This is a genomic window from Acidimicrobiia bacterium (assembly GCA_012959995.1).
Taxonomy (GTDB): Bacteria; Actinomycetota; Acidimicrobiia; order Acidimicrobiales; family MedAcidi-G1; genus MedAcidi-G2B.
Genome location: DUCC01000032.1, coordinates 17,320 through 34,875, shown reverse-complemented (window position 1 = coordinate 34,875; position 17,556 = coordinate 17,320). Strand labels below are relative to the sequence as shown.

General features: G+C 57.1%; 16 protein-coding genes. 5 read left to right on the top strand and 11 right to left on the bottom strand.

Annotated features, from left to right (window positions below; all coding sequences use genetic code 11):
- The first annotated feature begins 53 nt into the window (after positions 1-53).
- Positions 54-704, top strand: a complete 651-nt coding sequence (locus tag EYQ49_08675) for a class I SAM-dependent methyltransferase (protein ID HIG25948.1) — start codon at positions 54-56, stop codon at positions 702-704.
- Here the strand turns inward: EYQ49_08675 and EYQ49_08670 are convergent.
- The 8 genes from EYQ49_08670 to EYQ49_08635 form a co-directional block, all read right to left on the bottom strand.
- Entirely contained in the window at positions 685-1,989 is a 1,305-nt protein-coding gene (locus tag EYQ49_08670; GenBank protein ID HIG25947.1) for an MFS transporter, read from the bottom strand. The genes EYQ49_08675 and EYQ49_08670 overlap by 20 nt on opposite strands.
- Positions 1,986-2,477 (bottom strand): thioesterase, encoded by a 492-nt coding sequence (locus EYQ49_08665; GenBank protein ID HIG25946.1) that lies wholly within the window; start codon positions 2,475-2,477, stop codon positions 1,986-1,988. The genes EYQ49_08670 and EYQ49_08665 overlap by 4 nt, the downstream gene beginning before the upstream one ends.
- A gap of 117 nt (positions 2,478-2,594) precedes the next feature.
- Positions 2,595-3,962 (bottom strand): amidase, encoded by a 1,368-nt coding sequence (locus EYQ49_08660; GenBank protein HIG25945.1) that lies wholly within the window; start codon positions 3,960-3,962, stop codon positions 2,595-2,597.
- A 23-nt stretch (positions 3,963-3,985) separates the two neighbouring features.
- The gene (locus EYQ49_08655) at positions 3,986-4,573 is read right to left on the bottom strand and encodes a hypothetical protein (GenBank protein HIG25944.1); all 588 of its coding nucleotides are present in this window, start codon (positions 4,571-4,573) and stop codon (positions 3,986-3,988) included.
- Complete coding sequence (locus tag EYQ49_08650; protein ID HIG25943.1) at positions 4,533-7,391, bottom strand: FAD-dependent oxidoreductase; 2,859 nt, start codon at positions 7,389-7,391, stop codon at positions 4,533-4,535. The genes EYQ49_08655 and EYQ49_08650 overlap by 41 nt, the downstream gene beginning before the upstream one ends.
- A complete protein-coding gene (locus EYQ49_08645) occupies positions 7,388-7,630 on the bottom strand; it encodes a sarcosine oxidase subunit delta (GenBank protein ID HIG25942.1) in 243 nt (80 codons plus the stop codon). The genes EYQ49_08650 and EYQ49_08645 overlap by 4 nt, the downstream gene beginning before the upstream one ends.
- Positions 7,630-8,919: an FAD-dependent oxidoreductase gene (locus EYQ49_08640; GenBank protein HIG25941.1), complete on the bottom strand. Its 1,290-nt coding sequence runs from the start codon at positions 8,917-8,919 to the stop codon at positions 7,630-7,632. Before EYQ49_08640 ends, EYQ49_08645 begins: the two co-directional genes overlap by 1 nt.
- Positions 8,920-8,923: 4 nt before the next feature.
- Complete coding sequence (locus EYQ49_08635; protein ID HIG25940.1) at positions 8,924-10,204, bottom strand: aromatic ring-hydroxylating dioxygenase subunit alpha; 1,281 nt, start codon at positions 10,202-10,204, stop codon at positions 8,924-8,926.
- Positions 10,205-10,269: 65 nt separating this feature from the next.
- Here EYQ49_08635 and EYQ49_08630 point away from each other — a divergent pair, with 65 nt between their 5' ends.
- Complete coding sequence (locus EYQ49_08630) at positions 10,270-10,893, top strand: uracil phosphoribosyltransferase (GenBank protein HIG25939.1); 624 nt, start codon at positions 10,270-10,272, stop codon at positions 10,891-10,893.
- Positions 10,775-11,572: a 1-acyl-sn-glycerol-3-phosphate acyltransferase gene (locus EYQ49_08625; GenBank protein ID HIG25938.1), complete on the top strand. Its 798-nt coding sequence runs from the start codon at positions 10,775-10,777 to the stop codon at positions 11,570-11,572. Before EYQ49_08630 ends, EYQ49_08625 begins: the two co-directional genes overlap by 119 nt.
- Here the strand turns inward: EYQ49_08625 and EYQ49_08620 are convergent.
- Positions 11,569-12,351 carry a metal ABC transporter ATP-binding protein gene (locus EYQ49_08620; GenBank protein HIG25937.1) on the bottom strand — a complete coding sequence of 261 codons (783 nt, stop codon included), beginning with the start codon at positions 12,349-12,351 and terminating at the stop codon, positions 11,569-11,571. The genes EYQ49_08625 and EYQ49_08620 overlap by 4 nt on opposite strands.
- A 33-nt stretch (positions 12,352-12,384) precedes the next feature.
- On the bottom strand, positions 12,385-13,350 hold the full coding sequence (locus EYQ49_08615) for a 1,4-dihydroxy-2-naphthoyl-CoA synthase (GenBank protein ID HIG25936.1): 966 nt from the start codon (positions 13,348-13,350) through the stop codon (positions 12,385-12,387).
- Positions 13,351-13,395: 45 nt separating this feature from the next.
- Here EYQ49_08615 and EYQ49_08610 point away from each other — a divergent pair, with 45 nt between their 5' ends.
- The gene (locus EYQ49_08610; protein ID HIG25935.1) at positions 13,396-14,538 is read left to right on the top strand and encodes a hypothetical protein; all 1,143 of its coding nucleotides are present in this window, start codon (positions 13,396-13,398) and stop codon (positions 14,536-14,538) included.
- Positions 14,539-14,670: 132 nt separating this feature from the next.
- Here the strand turns inward: EYQ49_08610 and EYQ49_08605 are convergent, their stop codons facing one another.
- A complete protein-coding gene (locus EYQ49_08605; protein ID HIG25934.1) occupies positions 14,671-16,767 on the bottom strand; it encodes a sodium-translocating pyrophosphatase in 2,097 nt (698 codons plus the stop codon).
- 201 nt (positions 16,768-16,968) lie between these two features.
- Between EYQ49_08605 and EYQ49_08600 the strand changes: the two genes are divergently transcribed.
- The gene (locus tag EYQ49_08600; GenBank protein ID HIG25933.1) at positions 16,969-17,553 is read left to right on the top strand and encodes a 5-formyltetrahydrofolate cyclo-ligase; all 585 of its coding nucleotides are present in this window, start codon (positions 16,969-16,971) and stop codon (positions 17,551-17,553) included.
- Positions 17,554-17,556: the final 3 nt, after the last annotated feature.

Sequence of the window (17,556 nt, the reverse complement as noted above, 5' to 3'; positions counted from 1 at the left end):
GGACTGTCCCCGTGTAACGGACTTTTTGGTAGGTTGCAACCGAAAGGAACTCCGTGACTCAGTCGGAAGATTTTGATCTTGATGAGGCGTATGCCGTAGAGACGCCGCAAGACAACGTAGAACTTTACGCTCGTTGGGCCAGCACTTACGAAACTTTCGTGGAACGCAACGGGTATCAGCACCCGTTTATGGTGGCCGCTGAGTTGTTGGCCTTGGGCGGGCGAGACCACCAACCCGTGTTAGATGTGGGGTGCGGGACCGGTTTGGGCGGCCAGGCCCTCGTGGCCGACGGGCCGATTCTGGTAGACGGACTGGACCTCTCCGCCGAGATGATTGCCGAAGCGGCACAAAAAGAAGACCCACATGGAGCGCAGGTTTACCGGGCTTTCCACCAAGCCAACCTTAAAGAAACCCTGCCTATCGACGCCGGAGCCTATGGGGCCGTAATGAGCGCTGGCACATTTACCCATGGCCATGTGGGTCCCGAAGCCTTCGATGAGTTGTACCGAATCACCCGCCCCGGGGCATTATTTGTTGTCGGCATAAACAAAGAGTTCTACGCCGAGCAAGGCTTTGCCCACCGTTTTAGCAAAGACGCCCAGCAGGGCCGCATTACCGATCCAGTGGTGCACACTTCATCGGTTTATAGTCGTGGCGAGCATGAAGGCCACCTGGGGTTGGTGCTTACTTTTTCTCGCCAGTAGTCGGTTTTTTGCGCTGCACTGGTTTACGTACCCAACGCCCTACGGCGTGAGCCATCTCGCCGGAACGAGCACCCAAAGGCTGGAACTTTGACTGTCGTTCAACCGGCACAGCATCGCGGACCTTGATGCGGTAACTCAGATAAACCACCAAGATTCCCATGACTACGGCGAAGGTCCAGTAGTAGCCGGCGGGGCCCAGCGCACGCATAGCCATTGAGGTGACCATGGGGGAGGCCACCGCACCGAAACTGCTGGTCAACACCAAAGCAGAGGCAGCAGCGGTGCGTTTCTCGGTCGGGACCCAGTCGTTAGCCAGAGCGACAAATAGCCCATAAAGAGGGAAAACAAAAGCCCCGAAAGTGAAGTTGGCCAAAATGATTAACCATCCGGTTGGTTCCACGGTGGTTGCAAAAAGAGCCACCGCTCCGGCTGTGATAGCCACCACCATGATGACCGAGCGGCGGGGGTAGCGATCGGAAAGCTTGCCCAACGGAACTTGCAAAAGGACCGCTCCAGAAACACCGGCAGCGGCAAACAAGGCGACTTGGCTACCTGGCATTCCTGATTCGGTCCCATAAACAGAACTCATCGAACTGGCCGAGGCTTGTACAAAAGAAGCAAGGAATAAGCCAACAACCGCTGAGGGGACTAAGCGGTAGAGCTCTTTTATTGACATTTGCTCGGTAGAAGGCATGGGTGGGGCAGAAGACGCCGACAGGGTCACGGGGATAACCGCCGCCGAGATCAAGACCGAAGAAAGGACAAACATTTCGAAGCCTTCGACTGACCCCAAGTTGACCAGCAGTAAGCCGCCCGCCGTGCCTCCCATCATGATCATCATGTACCAGCCCAATATTTTGCCTCGGGTCTCGTTGGTGGCGCGGTCGTTAAGCCAGCTTTCTAAGACCACGAACACCCCGGCGTTACATATCCCGCTGATGAAATAAACCAACATCCAAGAAGCAGGCAGAACGATCACGGCGTTTACTAAAACGGCAGCCGAAGCGGTAGAAGCCAGCGCAGCAAAGGCACGGATGTGACCCACCGAGGTGAGCATGGTGCGAATTATTCGAGCCCCAACGAGATAGCCAGAAAAGTGGGCCGCCATAACTAAACCCATGGCCAAGGCGGTAAAGCCTTCGGCCTCGGCGCGCAACGGCAACAAAATGCGCTGCAAACCATTACCCACTTGTAAAAGCAAGAAAGCCACAAAGAGGGCCCCGATGCCGGCCATAGCGGGTCCTGACCGGGCCGAGGGGGCGCTCGGGGTCATGGTGTCGCTCATTGCAGCGACCGGATGCCTCGGCCTACGTGGCTCGGGCGAGGAAAACCTGTATGGGTCGCAGCTAAATCTTGAGCAGCCGAGAGTACGGGTTCTGCCATGGGACCCACTTTGGGTGCCTGGCCATCTGCGCCTTGCACGACGTGCAACAACATGGCTTCTTGACTGGCTGCGGGTTCTGGGTCATCGGCGACAAAGAGTTCTTGGTACCAGTGGAGGCGTTTTTGATCGGCTCCCAACAACCAGCCTTTTACCCAGATTTCTGCCCCTTGATGAATCTCACGTAAAAAATGGATGGTGCTTTCTACTGTGTAAAAAGTGCCGTGGGCCTGCCGGTAGTTTTCGCCGAAAGATAAATACTCAAGTAAAGCATCGCCCGCCGAGCCAAAAGCCACGCCGTAAAAGCCTTCGGTTAGATGGCCGTTGTAGTCGATCCACTCGGGGGGCACCACAGTGCGCCACCGTTCAACAGGTTTCAAGGCATCAGCCATAGTATGACCTTTCGCTTCGCTCGTTTAGCAGGGTTATCTTGGCACAAATTCGTGAGAAGACCCGGCAATCTATGCCCAAAACTCTTTAAGTTGCAACCACCGGTGACCGCTTTTTCTTTACCCCAAGGGGCCCGGCGGCAACCGAGATGGGTCCGTGGCTGCAAGCGCTTCGATAGGCGGGCGAACCGGTACCCCGAGCGCTTCTTCAATGAGGCCGGCCCAAGACAATAACTGCCGGTCTGTGCCCCGTGGAGCCACAATTTGTACTCCCACCGGTAGTCCCTCTGAGGTGAAACCCGCGGGCAAACTTATTGAGGGGCAGCCCGACACGGTGACCCGAGAAGAGGACCGCATCCAGTTGGTGTAGTGATCTAAAGAGGTGCCGTTGATTTCCCTTACCCACTCTTGACCCACCGGAAAAGCCGGCACCTGACTGGTGGGGGCTATCAGCAGATCGTATTTGCTAAAGAACACGTCCCAATCTTCTCGAAGGTTCTGCTCGGTGGCTAGTGCTTGTTCGATGCTTTCGGCAGGCAACCCGAGGCCTAAGTTGACCTCAGCTCGTACCGTTGCTTTGACTCGTTCATCTTCCGCCAGAGCAAAAAACTTCTGGGCGTAAAAGGCGGCTCGCAGGGTTTCAAAGCAACGGTCGGCTTTAGAGAAGTCAGGCTCTTGCTGGTCGACGCTCCACCCCAGTTGTTCAATGGTTTCGGCAGCTTTTTTGATAATGCGGTGCACCTCTGGTGCTACGGGGAGGCCGCCGAGGTCCGGGGAGTAAGCCACCGGGAGAGGCATTTCGGTAAGTGGCCGGTCATCTTGCCCGCTTAAGACTGCATCGTGCAGAGCAACGTCGGCCACCGTGCGGCCAATAGACCCTTGGGTAGCCATCACATATTTTGGGTCGCCGCCGGGCACTCGGCCCGAGGTAGGCCGCAAACCCACTACGCCGCAAAAAGAGGGCGGGTTGCGCAACGATCCGCCCAAATCGGATCCATCGGCGATTGAGAGCACCCCGCAGGCCACGGCGGCCGCCGCTCCGCCGCTCGAGCCCCCGGCACTCCGGGTGGGGTCCCAGGGGTTTCGGGTCAATCCATAAACAGGGTTAAAGGTGTGCGACCCGGCGCCAAACTCAGGCGTGTTGGTTTTACCCACCACTTGTACCCCTGCTTGGCGCACCAAAGCAACCGCCGGGTGGTCGGCAACCGGTTGATGGTCAGCAAAAACGAGACTCCCGTAGGTGGTGGGGAGGTCTTTGGTATCGGCGAGGTCTTTAAAAGCAGTCACCAACCCGCCCAAAGGTCCGTCGACCGCTACGGCATTCGCTTGCTGCGTCGCTTGTTCCCAGCGTTCCATCGGGAGAGCGTTAACTACGGGCTCAACCAAAGCCGCCCGCTCTGCACAAGCAGCAAGCAACTCAGCTGCAGAAATTTCACCAGATTTGAGCAATTCTTGTTGGGCTACTGCAGAGAGGTCAGGAAGGTCCATGGACAAACACTACAACGGCCGGCTTAGTGCAGGGATAACTCGGCCGGCACGGAAAGACCGAATTCTAGTGAGGCATCAGCCACCGCAGAAAAGAGGTAAGCCCCAAAAGAACGCTCACAGGAAATCAAATAGGTTTGGATGCCTTGGCGGTCGGCGCGCACGAGATCGCAGGTTACTTTGGCCACCGAAGCAGAAAATGCTGCGCCGTCCGGGGTCAGGTCATCGGCCAGGTCGATGCTGCAAACTTTTGCTAAGGCTTGTGTCGCCGCCGGACCAGAGAGACGCATCATGGCTCGCCCGTGGGTGATATCAATGATCGAGGTGGCCTCTGATTGGTCAATTGCGGCTTGCACCTCAGTGCTTTTGCCTGGGCCGGCCAAAAAGAGCCATTCATCAGGCCGACTGCCGCAAATTAGCGTGCCGTTGGGCAGCAGTTTACTTTGGCCATAGGCCACGACGGGCCCCTGGCCACGTACCAAAATCTTGGTGGTGGCCGACTCATCGGTTAGCTCAATGACTCCGTCTGACGAGGTCAACGTTCGATCATTTAGTGGGCTGTGAAAAAGTTGTTCAGACACGTTGGCGTGCTCCTTGGTGATCGAAATGCGCATGATGCCCCTGCACGGTGGCTGGGATGCGCCGCCCGTCGGCCATCAATACGGTAATGATCGTGCCCGGGGCGGCCAGTTGGGGGGCCACCTGGGCTAAGCAGATGGAACGATCCAAGGTAGGGGAGTGACGGCTGGAGGTAATCCGGCCCAAAATAGTTGTGGTCTGGCCATCTACTATTTGAGCGGCCTCTTCGGGGAGCACCGTGGGGTCGTCGGGTTGCACGGCAACCAGAATCGGCAGATCTTCTCGTTGGTAAGCGGCCCGTAACTCCGGGAGCCCGATGGTGTCGGTTTTGTCTAGTTTTACCAGCCCACCCAAGCCAGCGGTCGGGGCTTTAGAAAGACCATCGGTGTCTTGACCAACGATGTAATGCCCTTTTTCTAGGCGAAGAATCCGTTGCGCTTCAACACCAAAGGGAGCGCAACCGAGGTCTTGGCCCTCAGCAAGCAGTGCTTCCCAGACCTCCAGGGCGTGCCCAGAGGGCACGTGTACTTCGAAGGAGAGCTCTCCAGTAAAGCCAATACGCCAGATCACACAGTCGGGAACCCCCGCCACGGTGCCGCTGCGCACGCTGAAATACGGGAATACCTCCGAAGACAAATTAACGTCTGAAACTAGGCGCTCCAAGAGTTGTCGTGAATGCGGCCCCGCCACGTTGATACTGGTTAAGCCGCCGGTGACCGGGGTGACGTGTACTTGCCATTCTGGGTGTCCGGTTTGGAGCCAGTCTTCGAGCATCTCCCATACGGCGCCTGCCCCTGATGAGGTGGTGGTCATGAGCCAATGGTTTTCGCTCAAGCGGCCGGTTACTCCATCGTCGGAGACCACTCCGTCTTCGGCCACCATGGCACCGTAACGCACCCGCCCGACTTGCAGTGATTCCCAACGGTTTACGTAAACCAGTTCCAAAAGTTTGGCCACGTCGGGGCCTTGAAGGTCAATTTTCCCCAGAGGCGTAACGTCAATGATGCCCACTCCGTTGCGCACGTTTAAGGCCTCGGCTACCGCATCGCCGTAGTGGTCGGGGCGCACCCATTGGCCGGCCAGTAAAGCCGTCGCTCCGTGGGCTTCGTGCCAGTCTTGCAGAGCAGACCTGCGTACTGGCTCAAAAATGCGGCCCGCTAGCGCACCTAAAGAAATGGGCGCAAATGGGGGTCGCCAGACCGTGGTGCCGATGTCGGCTAAGTCCATGTTGCGAGACTCAGCAAGCACCGCCGCGGCGTTTACGGTTTCGAGCTTGCCTTGGGCGGGCCCCATGGTGACTGTGGTGTAGCGCTTCATCAACTCAATGGAGTCAAAGCCTTCACCAGCCGCTTGAATCAAGTCTTTTGACGAAACGTCTTCGGCGTAATCAACCAAACCATGGGTGCTAGCCCGGTAACACTCGGGGTGGGCTTCTCGCCGGAGCGGCGTACGGGCGTCGGTCAAAGATTCCGGTGCGGGTCCTTCTGGGCCGCGTGAGCGAGCGGTGGCCGCTCGGCGACTATGACGCAAACGCAACGACCGGTTGGCAGCCAAAACACCGGTAGCGCTCCCGTGTGCCACGAGTTCGTCGGTGCTGCCGTTGCCAGCGATGCCGCCGGTTGTCAATATTTCTTCGGGGAGGTTTTCTGGAAAGTAGCGAGCGGCCTGCGGGTCGTAGATTGGGCGGTTGCCGGCCATGTTGAGGAGCGAGGTCGGGGCGGTCCAGCCGGTAGCGGTGACCAAAAGGTCGGCCTCGATAGTGCGCCCGTCTTCGAGTACAACTTTTTGCAGTCGGCTCTTGCCTACCGCGGAGGCCACCATGGCGCCGGTGCGTACATCTACCACCTCGACGACTACCACGCCGGCGGCTTGGAGGTCTTTTACTGCGGCGTCTCCTTCGGCATTGGCGGTCAGCACGACCGCTCGTTGGCCGGGTTTAACTGCCCAGAGGTTAATTAGGCGGCGTGCCGCTCCCGACAACATGACCCCAGGGGTGTCGTTGCCAGAGAAAATAAGCGGTCGTTCGATAAGGCCCGGGGCCACAACCAACGAGCCGACACGAGCCTTGACTAAGCGTTCGGGGGCGAGGTGGTGGTCGCCTTGCATTATGGCCACCCAGTTGTGGTCGTAACGGCCGGTCACCGTAGACCGGGTCATCACCTCAATGTTTTCTTCGGCAGTGACGGCGGCTACCAGTTTGGCGAGGTCGGCCCGGTTGTTCTCATTACCCCAGCGCAGGTGACCGCCTAAGTCGGGACCCATCTCTACCAGCAAGACGGCGGCTCCGGACTGTGCCGCTCCTAAAGCGGCAGCCATTCCGGCAGGGCCGCCACCGGCTACCAGCACGTCGGGGTGCGCGTATCGCTTGTCGTAGGCCCCGTGGGTGCTGGTTTTCCAATGCACTCGGCCGCCAGGGGCGAACTTGCGCAAGACAGACTGATAAACGTTGTCCCACAAGAATTTCGGCTTCATGAACGTTTTGTAATAGAACCCGGCCGAAAGAAAGCGTCCAACCACCTTGTTTAAAACGCCCACATCGTGTTTTAGGCTGGGCCACACGTTTTGGGTGCTTACCTGCATGCCTTCTTCTAAAAGACGGGTGCCGGCGCGCACGTTGGGTTCGTCGCCTACTTGGAGCGACAGGTTTGGGTCCCAATGGTCGGCGGTCATGATGCCCCGGTGCCGGTGGTATTTCATGGATCGAGAAAACACGTCAACGCCTTGGGCTGCTAAGGCAGAGGCAATGGTGTCGCCGGCAAAACCGGTGACTGGTTGCCCGTTCCAAGTGAAGTTGATGGCCGTTGAGCGGTCGATGGCCTCACCGGGTTGTGGGGGTAGGCGATGGCTACTCATGAGTGGTCTCGAATCTCATTGGTCACGGTGTTGCGCTCAATGGTGAAATAGCGGCGGCAGCCAGCACGGCAGTACCAGGTTTCGGTTACCCAACCGGCAGCGTTTTCGCGTAGGTAAAGGTAGGTGCGCCACTCGGTGAGCGTGGCGGTGTCGGGGTTGGGGCGATGGACAACTTCGCCGCAGTTACGGAGATCGGCCGAGTTGCGGGGGCCGCAGTGGGGGCAAGGAACAATGATCATTAGTGACCCACCGCAGCGGCGCCTTTTTCGCCGACCAGGTCGCCTTCGGTAAATCGGCTGAGGTTAAAGGGGGCGATCATTTCATCGGTCTTTCCGGTGGCAATGGTTCGGGCCATGGTTTCACCGGAGACTGGGCCGGCTTTAAAACCGTAGGTACCCCATCCCACATCAACTAAATAGCCATCTACTGGGGTGAAACCCATGACGGGGGAGTAGTCGGGGGTCATATCGCAGAGGCCGGACCATTGCCGCATGAGCCGCATTTTGGAGATTCCCGGCATGAGTTCTAATACGTGGCCGGCCAGTTCTTCGGTGAATTCCAAGGTGCCGTTGACCCGGTAGGTGCCAACGGGGTCTACTGATGCGCCGAAGACCAGTTCGCCGCGGTCGGTTTGGCTGACATAGACGTGCAGCGAACCCGAGACCACCACGGTAGGCAGGAAAACTTTGGTTGGTTCGGTGACTGCAGCTTGCAGAGGGTGGGTGGTGATGGGTAGGGGGACTCCCGCCATGTTGGAGATAAGCGATGCCCACCCTGCAGTGCAGTTGACGACTACGGGTGCGCTGATGTCACCTCGACTGGTTCTCACTCCGGTGACTTTGCCGCCCGGGCCTTTGCCTTCGGGTCCGGTGCCTCCTTCGCACAAAATGTCGAGCACTTCGGTTTGTTGGTGTAAATGCACGCCGTGATGGTCGGCGGCTCGGGCGTAGCCCCAAACCACTGCGTCGTGGCGCACGGTGCCTCCGGGAGGGTGAAAGAGGGCGCCTAAAATGGGGTAACGAGTGTTGGGCGAGACGTCCAAGCTGGGGGCTTCTTTTTTGACGTCTGCCGGGTCGATAACGCTGGAGTCGATGCCTTGCAACTTGTTGACTTCGGCTCTCCAGTGCATGGTGCGCAGTGCCGAGTCGGTGTGGGCCAGGGTCAAGTGGCCACGGCGAGAGAACATGACGTTGAGGTTTAGGTCATCGGCCATTTGGTTATAAAGATGCAGCGAGCGGTCGTAAAAGGCCACGCCTTCCGGGGTCAGATAGTTGGAGCGCACGATGGCCGTGTTGCGGCCCGACCCGCCGCCGCCCAAGTAGCCCTTGTCCACTACGGCCACGTTGGTTATGCCGTGTTCGGTGGCCAAGTAGTAGGCAGTTGCGAGGCCGTGGAGGCCGCCGCCGATGATGACTACGTCATAGGTGTCTTTGAATTCGGGTTGGCGCCACATGCGGGGCCAGGTGCCGCGGGTTAAGCCGTGGCGCAGCAGTTTGGCTGCCGAATATTTGTAGGCGTGTTGGGGCATCAGTTCAGGACTTTCTTGCTTCTTTTGTCCATGGGTCCGGGTTTGTTCCTTCTCCGTAGGAGGGAATTTTGTCGGATTCGTCGCCTTTTGGTATGCGGCGGGTTCCGGTCATATGGTCGGCCAACATATTATAAAAGCGGTGAAGTGGTTCTTCAAAGCGGGGGGAGAGGCGACCGGGGGTGTAGGCGCCTTGGCTGATGCCTCGTTGGTTGCGTTCTACGATGTCGATGTCCTCGTTGTTGATGTCGATCCAAAAATCACGGGTTGCGGCAAACTCTTCGTCGGAAACCTTTTCGTTTCCTGGAGGGAGGAGCCACGTGCAATGTTCGCGGGTTTTGCCGGGTTCAAGAGGTTCGAGGCGTAACACGAAGGCGTGGTTGGGGAGCAGGCTCAACAAGACATTTGGGAAAATGGCTAAGAAGCGTCCGCTTACCGCTTCGCCGTTACTCAGAGTGGTTGCTTTAGGCATGACCGTCCAGTCGTCACGACTGGTTTCAGTTATGGGTGTGGTGGTTTGCCCGCAATACATGCCAGGGCCTTGAAAGCGGTAGTGGTCGACTACTCGAGAGACCTTGGCGAGTTCTGGGTGTATCCACGGGACATGATAATATTCTTGATAGTTCTCTGAAATAAGTTTCCAATTGGCGTTCATTTCAAGGTCGACTTCAAGGTGGGTTACCCAGTTTTCCAATTGGTAGTTGGCTACTCGTTCGGTGAGGTCGCCGAACCATTCGTCTATTTCAACGGTGTGGGGGTCGGCGCAGGCAAAGAGCAAGCACCCCCACTGGGCGGTACGCACTGGGTGCAGACTAAAATCTGTGGGGTCAAAATCTTTTACCGTTACTTCTTCAAAGAGCGGCGTGGTGTTGAGCACCCCGTCTCGGTCGTACCCCCAACGGTGATAGGGGCAGCGCAGGGTGGCTCCGGCGGTGCAGTCGTTAGCAAAAAGTTCGGTGCCTCGGTGGCGGCACGAATTGTAAAAACCGTGAAGTTCTCCGGCCTCGGTGCGCATTAAGAGCACCGATCGTTTACCAAGTTTCCTGACCAACACTTGGCCGGGTGCGTTTAGTTCGTTGGCTGTCCCGACACAGACCCATGCGGTTTCAAAAACTTTTTCACTCTCTAAATCAAAAAATTCTTGGTCGGCATAGCAGTCGGCGGGTAATGCTGAGGCCTCTTCTACCGCTCGGCGCGTGGGGGCCCAGAATGCGTCATCGGTCCATGGTGCTGAGGGAGACTGTCTCTGCTCACCGGTCATCTCGGTGAGCGTAGAGCAAGTTCCCATTCCCGCGCCAGTGTTCCCATATTGCGGGAACACTTTTTTCTGTCGACATGCCCTACAGTGCAGGTATGCCAGAACTTCATGTCGTAGACCATCCCCTTGTTCAACACAAGTTGACCCAGATGCGCCGGTTTGATACTCCCAGTGAGCGTTTTCGCCAACTGCTTACTGAAACCAGTTTGTTGCTTACTTATGAGGTGACGCGCGAATTGCCGCTCACCACGACGACCATCACGACCCCTTTGGTTGAAACTGAAGCGCCTGAACTAGTTGAACACCCGGTAGTGGTCTCTATTTTGCGAGCCGGCAACGGGCTCCTTGATGGCGTGTTGCAGGTCATCCCTGGGGCTCGTGTCGGCCATGTTGGGCTTTATCGAGACCATGAAACTCTTCAACCGGTCGAGTACTATTGCAAGTTTCCTTCGTTGGAGGGGCAAACGGTGATCGTGGTTGACCCTATGTTGGCTACCGGAAACTCGGCCGCCGCTGCTCTTGAGCGTGTTAAAGCCGATGGGCCGGCAGCCATTCGTTTTCTTTGTTTGTTGGCTGCTCCTGAGGGAATCGCCGCTTTGCATGAAGCGCACCCTGATGTGCCTATTTGGACTGCTTCCGTGGACGAGTGCCTCAACGAGGTGGGGTACATCGTACCTGGTCTGGGCGACGCCGGTGATCGCATCTTCGGCACCACGTGAGCATCCGCCCGCTTGTGTTTTTAAAGCTATGACTCCTCAGGAAGAGAAAAAGCAACTTCTGGTTCAGCGCCGGCTCTACCATGCCATTCGCCCAATGGCTCGTTTTGATTTGGGGCCGCCCCCCACGGGGGTAGACGGCCCAGTTATTTTGGCCGCCAACCATCGAAGCTTGGCTGATCTTTTGTTCGCAGCCGCTTTGTATCACCTCTGGGGTTGGCCGGTTCGTTCGCTGGTGGCTGCTGCTTATTTTGAAAAACCGGGCATTGGGTCTCTTTTGCGAGGCTTGGGGTGCATCCCGGTTTCTGGCCGAGAAGCCGTTGAAAGAGCGGCCGAGATCTTAGCGGAAGGTACCTCGGTGGCCATTATGCCCGAGGGGCGCGTGGTGCGGCCCGAAGAGTGGCAGCCCACGGGGGTTGGGGAGGCGCGTACCGGGGTGGGGCGTTTGGCTTTGGAAAGCAAACGTCCGGTTATCGCGGTGGGGGCTGCGGGCACCGAGGTGTTGTGGCCTCGTAAGAGCACGTTGCCTCGGGTGCGGCCGTGGCGTCGCCCCTTGTTGGTAGCTCGCCATGAGGTAATTGGGGTCGTTGAAAACCTTGAGGCTCGTGTAGCACTCGAAAAAATCTGGGAGGGCGTGCGGCGCCAGGTGAATCTTGCCGACCAAGTCCGCAAGGACAGCTAATTTTCGTGGTGACCGTGGCCGTGATCGTCAATGAGTAGCATTTCGTGGCGGTGATCATGTTCGCTGTGGTCGCCTAAGAGGCGGGCTCCGTAGGCCTGACGCAACACATCTGGGCAGAGCACCGCGTCGGGTGCACCGGCGGCCACCAAGGTGGTAGCCAGCACCGCTACTTGATCCGCATGGCGGGCTTCGTCTAAATGGTGGGTAGAGAGAACCACGGTTCCTCCGGCCTGGCGGGTTTGTTCAATGACCCGCATAATGATTTCTTGGCTAGAAAAATCTAGGCCAGTTATTGGTTCGTCGAGGAGCAGCAGTGAGGCGTCTCGAGCCAATGCTTGGGCGATAAAGGCCCGCTGGCGTTGGCCGCCGGAAAGTTCGCTTATGGGGTGCCCAGCCAGCGCTGAGATGTCGAGTTTTTCTAGTGCTTGTTCCACATGGGCATGGTCGGCGGGGGAGAGGCGGTTGGGGAGGAGTTTTTTTTGGTAGCGGCCCATGCGTACGACTTCGGCCACGGTTAACGGCATCCACGGGTTTTCGTGGTGCTGGGTTACTAAGGAAATCGAGTCGGGGAGGTGGGTTATGGTCCCTTTGGTTGGTTTGCGTAGTCCGGCGAGGACTTCCAGAAGGGTTGTTTTTCCCGAGCCGTTGGGGCCCACCAAAGCGGTGATGCTGGCGGCCGGGAAGTCTAAACATAAGTTTTCTAGGGCCCATTTGTTGCCGCGCTCTACGTATACCTCGTGGAGTGAAAGCGGAGGTAAATCGTTCATAGTGAGAATCATTCTCGCTCAGCGAAGGCCGAGACACAACCTGTTCTAAAAGTGGTAAGGGAACTCGCTAAAATCTTGCGATCGTTTTTCTAAAAAGGCGTCTCTACCTTCGGCGGCCTCATCGGTGCCGTAAGCCAACCGAGTAGCTTCTCCAGCAAACAACTGTTGACCCACCAAGCCGTCGTCAATCATGTTGAAAGCAAACTTCAACATGCGTTGAGCGGTCGGGCTCTTTGCGTTAATTTCTTCAGCCCACTCCAAAGCGGTGGCTTCTAACTCTTGATGGTCGATCACCGCATTAACCATGCCCATGGCGTGCGCCTCTTCGGCGGAATAATCCCGACCTAAAAAGAAGATCTCTCGGGCCCGTTTTTGCCCCACTTGACGAGCCAGGTAGGCCGAACCAAAACCTCCGTCAAAACTGGCCACGTCGGCGTCCGTTTGTTTAAACACTGCGTGCTGACGGCTGGCCAAGGTGAGATCGCAAACCACATGCAAACTATGGCCGCCTCCCACTGCCCACCCCGGGACCACGGCAATAACTACTTTAGGCATAAAACGGATGAGGCGCTGGACTTCTAAAATATGTAAACGGCCGGTTCGCACCGGGTCAACGCTTTCCGCCGTTTCCCCTTCCGCATATTGATAACCATCGCGGCCACGGATGCGTTGATCCCCACCGGAACAAAAAGCCCACCCACCGTCTCGGGGCGACGGGCCGTTTCCGGTCAATAAAATTGTGCCCACGTCGGCGGTCATGCGGGCATGATCAAGCGCTTGATAAAGCTCATCGACGGTACGAGGCCGAAAAGCGTTGCGCACTTCGGGCCGAGCAAAAGCTATGCGCACCGTGCCTTTACCGATTGCTCGATGATAAGTAATGTCGCCAAAATCGAAGCCTGGCACTTCCTGCCAAAGTTCAGGGTCAAAGGTTGCAGAAATCTTGTTCTCAGTCACTAGGACAGCATAGAGCCCAACCGGGCTTTGTTTAGACAACTGCTCTGCCTGCATCTCGGGGTACCGCCATCACGGCCTTTTGGCGGTTACCCTGCCGTCATGAAACGGCACCTCCCCGCAGCGCTTTTGGTAGTGGCTGCCCTCTCACTGCCCACCGTGGCTTTTGGGGTTTCTGAGTCGATTCGTGATGCCCGCGATCGCCGTGAAGAGGCCGCAGACCAAGAGGCTTCTGCGGCCGAGGAACTGGACCTCATCGAAGCCGAAGATATTGAAGTGGCTGAAGCCCTTGATGCTCTTGATGATTATGTGGCTTTACAGATGGCCAAAATAGCCAGCGCTCGCCAATCCATAGAAGCCGCCGAAGCAGAAGCCACCCTCCGTTGGATCGAAGCCGGGTCGGTCGACAAAGAAATCGTGGCCCTCCGACAACAGATACAAGAACTTGCTGTTGACGCTTATGTGCAGAGCATTCGTCCCGGGACGCTGCTGGAGGCCGAAGACCTCACCGCAGGCATACGCAAATCAGCCATTCTTAAAGCAGTAACTGGTGACCGTGGCGACCTTATAGAACAGTTTCGTTCTTTAGAGTCTGACCGAGAAGATGTTGCTCGTTTTGCCGACAACGCCATCGTGGATGCCGAACGCCAACAACGTGAACTTGAAGCTTCGCTAACTATTTTAGACCAACGCATCGTGGCGCAAGAAGCAGCCCAAGACGAACTTCGTCAACGAATATTGAACTATGAAGAAGAAATACGCCAGTTTGAACGCGAGCAATACCGCATGGCCATACTCATCGACACGTTGATTGCCGAAGAGCTCCGTGCTTCCGCTCCTGATTTCACCTCAGAGTCCGCCTCTGGTTTCATCATGCCCATGGAGGGTCGCATCGGCTCGGGCTTTGGTCCACGCGTACACCCGATTTTCGGCACCACCCGCCAACACAACGGGGTGGACATCGGCTGCGTCACCGACCAACCTATTTGGGCAGCCAAAGCAGGCACCATCCTTTTTTCTGGCTGGCGTAACGGCTTCGGCAATGTGGTACTTATTGAGCATCAAGGCTCGGTAGTGACCGTCTATGCCCACCAAAACCAGGTGCTCGTATCTACCGGACACACCGTAGATACCGGTGAACTCATCGGCAAGTGTGGCTCAACCGGCTGGTCCACTGGCCCCCACCTTCACTTCGAGGTGAGGGTAGGCGGCGAAGCCCGTGACCCCCTTCTCGTTCTGCCCTAACGCCCGCTGTCCGCCCGTAGCAGGAACTTCCCCCGAGGTGAAACATGGGACCAGGCTCCAGGTTTCACCTTGGAAAAGCAAAAAGGAGCGAGGCTCAAAAGCCCCGCTCCTTTTTTGTAAAGATTGGTTTAGTTAGCCAACAAAGGCTGAGGCAAAGACCAGTGAAACAATGGTCATGACCTTGATCAAAATGTTCATGGCTGGGCCAGAAGTGTCTTTGAAGGGGTCGCCTACGGTGTCGCCAACTACGGCTGCTTTGTGGTTGTCGGAACCCTTGCCACCAAGCGCACCGGCTTCGATGTACTTTTTCGCGTTGTCCCAAGCACCACCGGCGTTAGCCATAAAGATGGCCAAGCAGAAACCGGTAACCAAAGCGCCAGCTAAGAAGCCGCCCAAAGCGTTTACGCTTATGAAGCCGATTACCAAAGGAACCACGATGGCCAAGGCCCCGGGAACCACCATCTCTTTAAGAGAGGCTTTGGTAGAGATTTCGACGCAGCGAGCTGAATCAGGGTTAACCCCTGGCAAGCCTTCACGCAAGCCCGGGATTTCCCTGAATTGACGGCGTACTTCTTCGATCATTTCTTGTGCGGCACGACCAACAGCATCGATGGTCAAAGCAGCAAACAAGAAGGGCAGCATTGCTCCGAGGAACATGCCGATAAATACGCTGACCTCGCCAATGTTTAGCGAGAGCGTTCCGCCAGCCTGAATGACCGCAAACTCGAAACTCTTGAAAAGAGCCAAAGCGGTGAGTGCTGCAGAACCAACGGCAAAGCCCTTAGCAATGGCGGCCGTGGTGTTACCCAAGGAATCCAAAGCATCGGTTACTTCACGCACGCTGGGGTCCAATTCGGCCATTTCAGCGATGCCGCCGGCGTTGTCAGCGATTGGCCCGTAAGCATCAACCGAAACAACCACGCCGGTGGTGGCCAACATGCCGATGGCCGCTACGGCGATGCCGTAAATGCCGCCGTCGAGGTTGCCGATGGAATCAAACGCCATCTCGCCACCCCAGTAAGCCACGCCTATCCCGAGGACCAAAAGGCCCACCGAAGCAGCTACCGAAATCATGCCGGCAGAAATGCCACCCAAAATGGTGGTAGCGGGGCCGGTTTTGGTTTGGTCGGCAATCTTTTTAACCGGGCCAAACTGGTCTGAGGTGTAGTACTCGGCGGTCTTGCCCAGCGCCCAACCAATGATCAAACCGCCGATGACGGAAATAGCCAGGCCGTAAGGGTTTTCAAAGACAGAGTCTGAGCCGAACATCCAACCGGCCAGCACAACCGTGGCGACAATGGTTAAGCCCATGGCTACGTTGGTGCCCATGTGTAGCGCATGGGAGAGCGCCTTGGAGTCGGTGGAGTCGCCGCCCTTGACAAAGAAGGAACCGATGATGGACGCCACCATGCCCGCTAGGGCAATGGCCATTGGGAAACCCAACAGCGAAATGGTTACTGCATCGGAGGCGTTTTCTGCCGCCAAACCTGTAGCGAAAGCCACCAAAGAAATGGGAGCCAAAATGGAGCCGGCGTAGCTTTCGAAAAGGTCTGCGCCCATGCCGGCGACGTCGCCAACATTGTCACCGACGTTGTCGGCAATGGTGGCTGGGTTACGAGGGTCATCTTCTGGGATGCCCGCTTCAACCTTGCCTACCAAGTCCGCTCCTACGTCGGCTGCTTTGGTGTAGATGCCGCCACCTACCCGGCTGAACAGGGCAATAGAACTGGCGCCCAAGCCGTATGCGGTAACAACTTCGAATGCTTTGTCAACTTCGAACATGAGCACGAAGATGATGTACACGGCCATAAGGCCAGCCAAAGCCAACCCAGCTACTGAGAAGCCCATCACGGCACCGCCGCGGAACGCCACAGACAAAGCTGGGCCAGGGCCGTCTTTAGCGGCTTGCGTGGTACGAGCGTTAGCCATGGTGGCCACGGTCATGCCGACATACCCAGCGGTAGCCGACAGAACGGCCCCAATGACGTAGGTAATAGCGGCGGTGGGCACGATCAAGGCGCCGATCAAAATGGCCATAACAACTACGAAACCCGAAACCCAGATGTATTCCTGCTTAAGGAAGGCCCGGGCTCCTTTCTGGATTTCGGTCATCAAAAAGACCATACGTTCGTCGCCGGGATCGGCTGCTTTAACTTTTGTGAAAAAATAACCAGCAAGGACAAGGCCGAGTAAGGCTGATAGTCCTGCCAGGTAAGGGATGGCGTCCAAGGACTGCTCTCCTAGGTATTGGGGGTAAAGGCCGCACTCACCACATCGGCAAGGCGGGTCCAGTCGAACAAAGCCCGACCGGAACCGAGACAACGCTAGCAAAGACTGGCCGAGTGTTCATACCTTTGCGCAAAACCAGTTGGTGACATCTGACCAGAAAGATTGTTGGCGTTTTGCTCCCGGGTGAGTAAGCATGGGCTTATGGACCCCGCAGAAACCCGCCAGCGACTCCTCGCTCAGCGTCGTGCTTTGAACTCGACCCAGGTTGCTGCGACCAGCACTTTGGTGGCGGGCCGCATTTCTTGCTTGCCGGCGTATCGGCAGGCCGCGGTGGTGGGGACTTATCACAGCATCCGGGGCGAGATTGATTTGTCGGCTTTAGAAAATCAAACGGGGCCACAGTTAGCTTTTCCTCTCACCATGCCTGGCGAGCCGTTGCGTTTTATGATTCCCAACGGGCCTTTGGTCGACGGCCCCTTTGGCACCAAAGAGCCGATGGTCGGTCAAGAAGTCGACCCGTTAGACTTGGATCTGGTCTTGATGCCGTTGGTGGCGGCAGACCTGCAAGGCAACCGCATCGGTCACGGGGCCGGCTTTTATGACCGAACGTTCGCCAACCGCCAAGCCGGAAAACCACCATTTTTAGTGGGGGTAGCGCATAGCTTCCAAGTAGTGGACGCCCTCATTTCTCAACCTTGGGACGTCCCCTTAGATCTCATCATCACCGATACTGGCCTTGCCGGCCCGGGTATGAACCACCTTGAGCCGCCCATAGGGAAAGATTAGACC

Coding starts and splice junctions, on each gene's coding strand:
- EYQ49_08670 (HIG25947.1), bottom strand. CDS start 1,989: ATGAGCGACACCATGACCCCGAGCGCCCCCTCGGCCCGGTCAGGACCC.
- EYQ49_08665 (HIG25946.1), bottom strand. CDS start 2,477: ATGGCTGATGCCTTGAAACCTGTTGAACGGTGGCGCACTGTGGTGCCC.
- EYQ49_08660 (HIG25945.1), bottom strand. CDS start 3,962: ATGGACCTTCCTGACCTCTCTGCAGTAGCCCAACAAGAATTGCTCAAA.
- EYQ49_08655 (HIG25944.1), bottom strand. CDS start 4,573: ATGCGCATTTCGATCACCAAGGAGCACGCCAACGTGTCTGAACAACTT.
- EYQ49_08650 (HIG25943.1), bottom strand. CDS start 7,391: ATGAGTAGCCATCGCCTACCCCCACAACCCGGTGAGGCCATCGACCGC.
- EYQ49_08645 (HIG25942.1), bottom strand. CDS start 7,630: ATGATCATTGTTCCTTGCCCCCACTGCGGCCCCCGCAACTCGGCCGAT.
- EYQ49_08640 (HIG25941.1), bottom strand. CDS start 8,919: ATGCCCCAACACGCCTACAAATATTCGGCAGCCAAACTGCTGCGCCAC.
- EYQ49_08635 (HIG25940.1), bottom strand. CDS start 10,204: ATGGGAACTTGCTCTACGCTCACCGAGATGACCGGTGAGCAGAGACAG.
- EYQ49_08630 (HIG25939.1), top strand. CDS start 10,270: ATGCCAGAACTTCATGTCGTAGACCATCCCCTTGTTCAACACAAGTTG.
- EYQ49_08625 (HIG25938.1), top strand. CDS start 10,775: ATGAAGCGCACCCTGATGTGCCTATTTGGACTGCTTCCGTGGACGAGT.
- EYQ49_08620 (HIG25937.1), bottom strand. CDS start 12,351: ATGATTCTCACTATGAACGATTTACCTCCGCTTTCACTCCACGAGGTA.
- EYQ49_08615 (HIG25936.1), bottom strand. CDS start 13,350: ATGCAGGCAGAGCAGTTGTCTAAACAAAGCCCGGTTGGGCTCTATGCT.
- EYQ49_08610 (HIG25935.1), top strand. CDS start 13,396: ATGAAACGGCACCTCCCCGCAGCGCTTTTGGTAGTGGCTGCCCTCTCA.
- EYQ49_08600 (HIG25933.1), top strand. CDS start 16,969: ATGGACCCCGCAGAAACCCGCCAGCGACTCCTCGCTCAGCGTCGTGCT.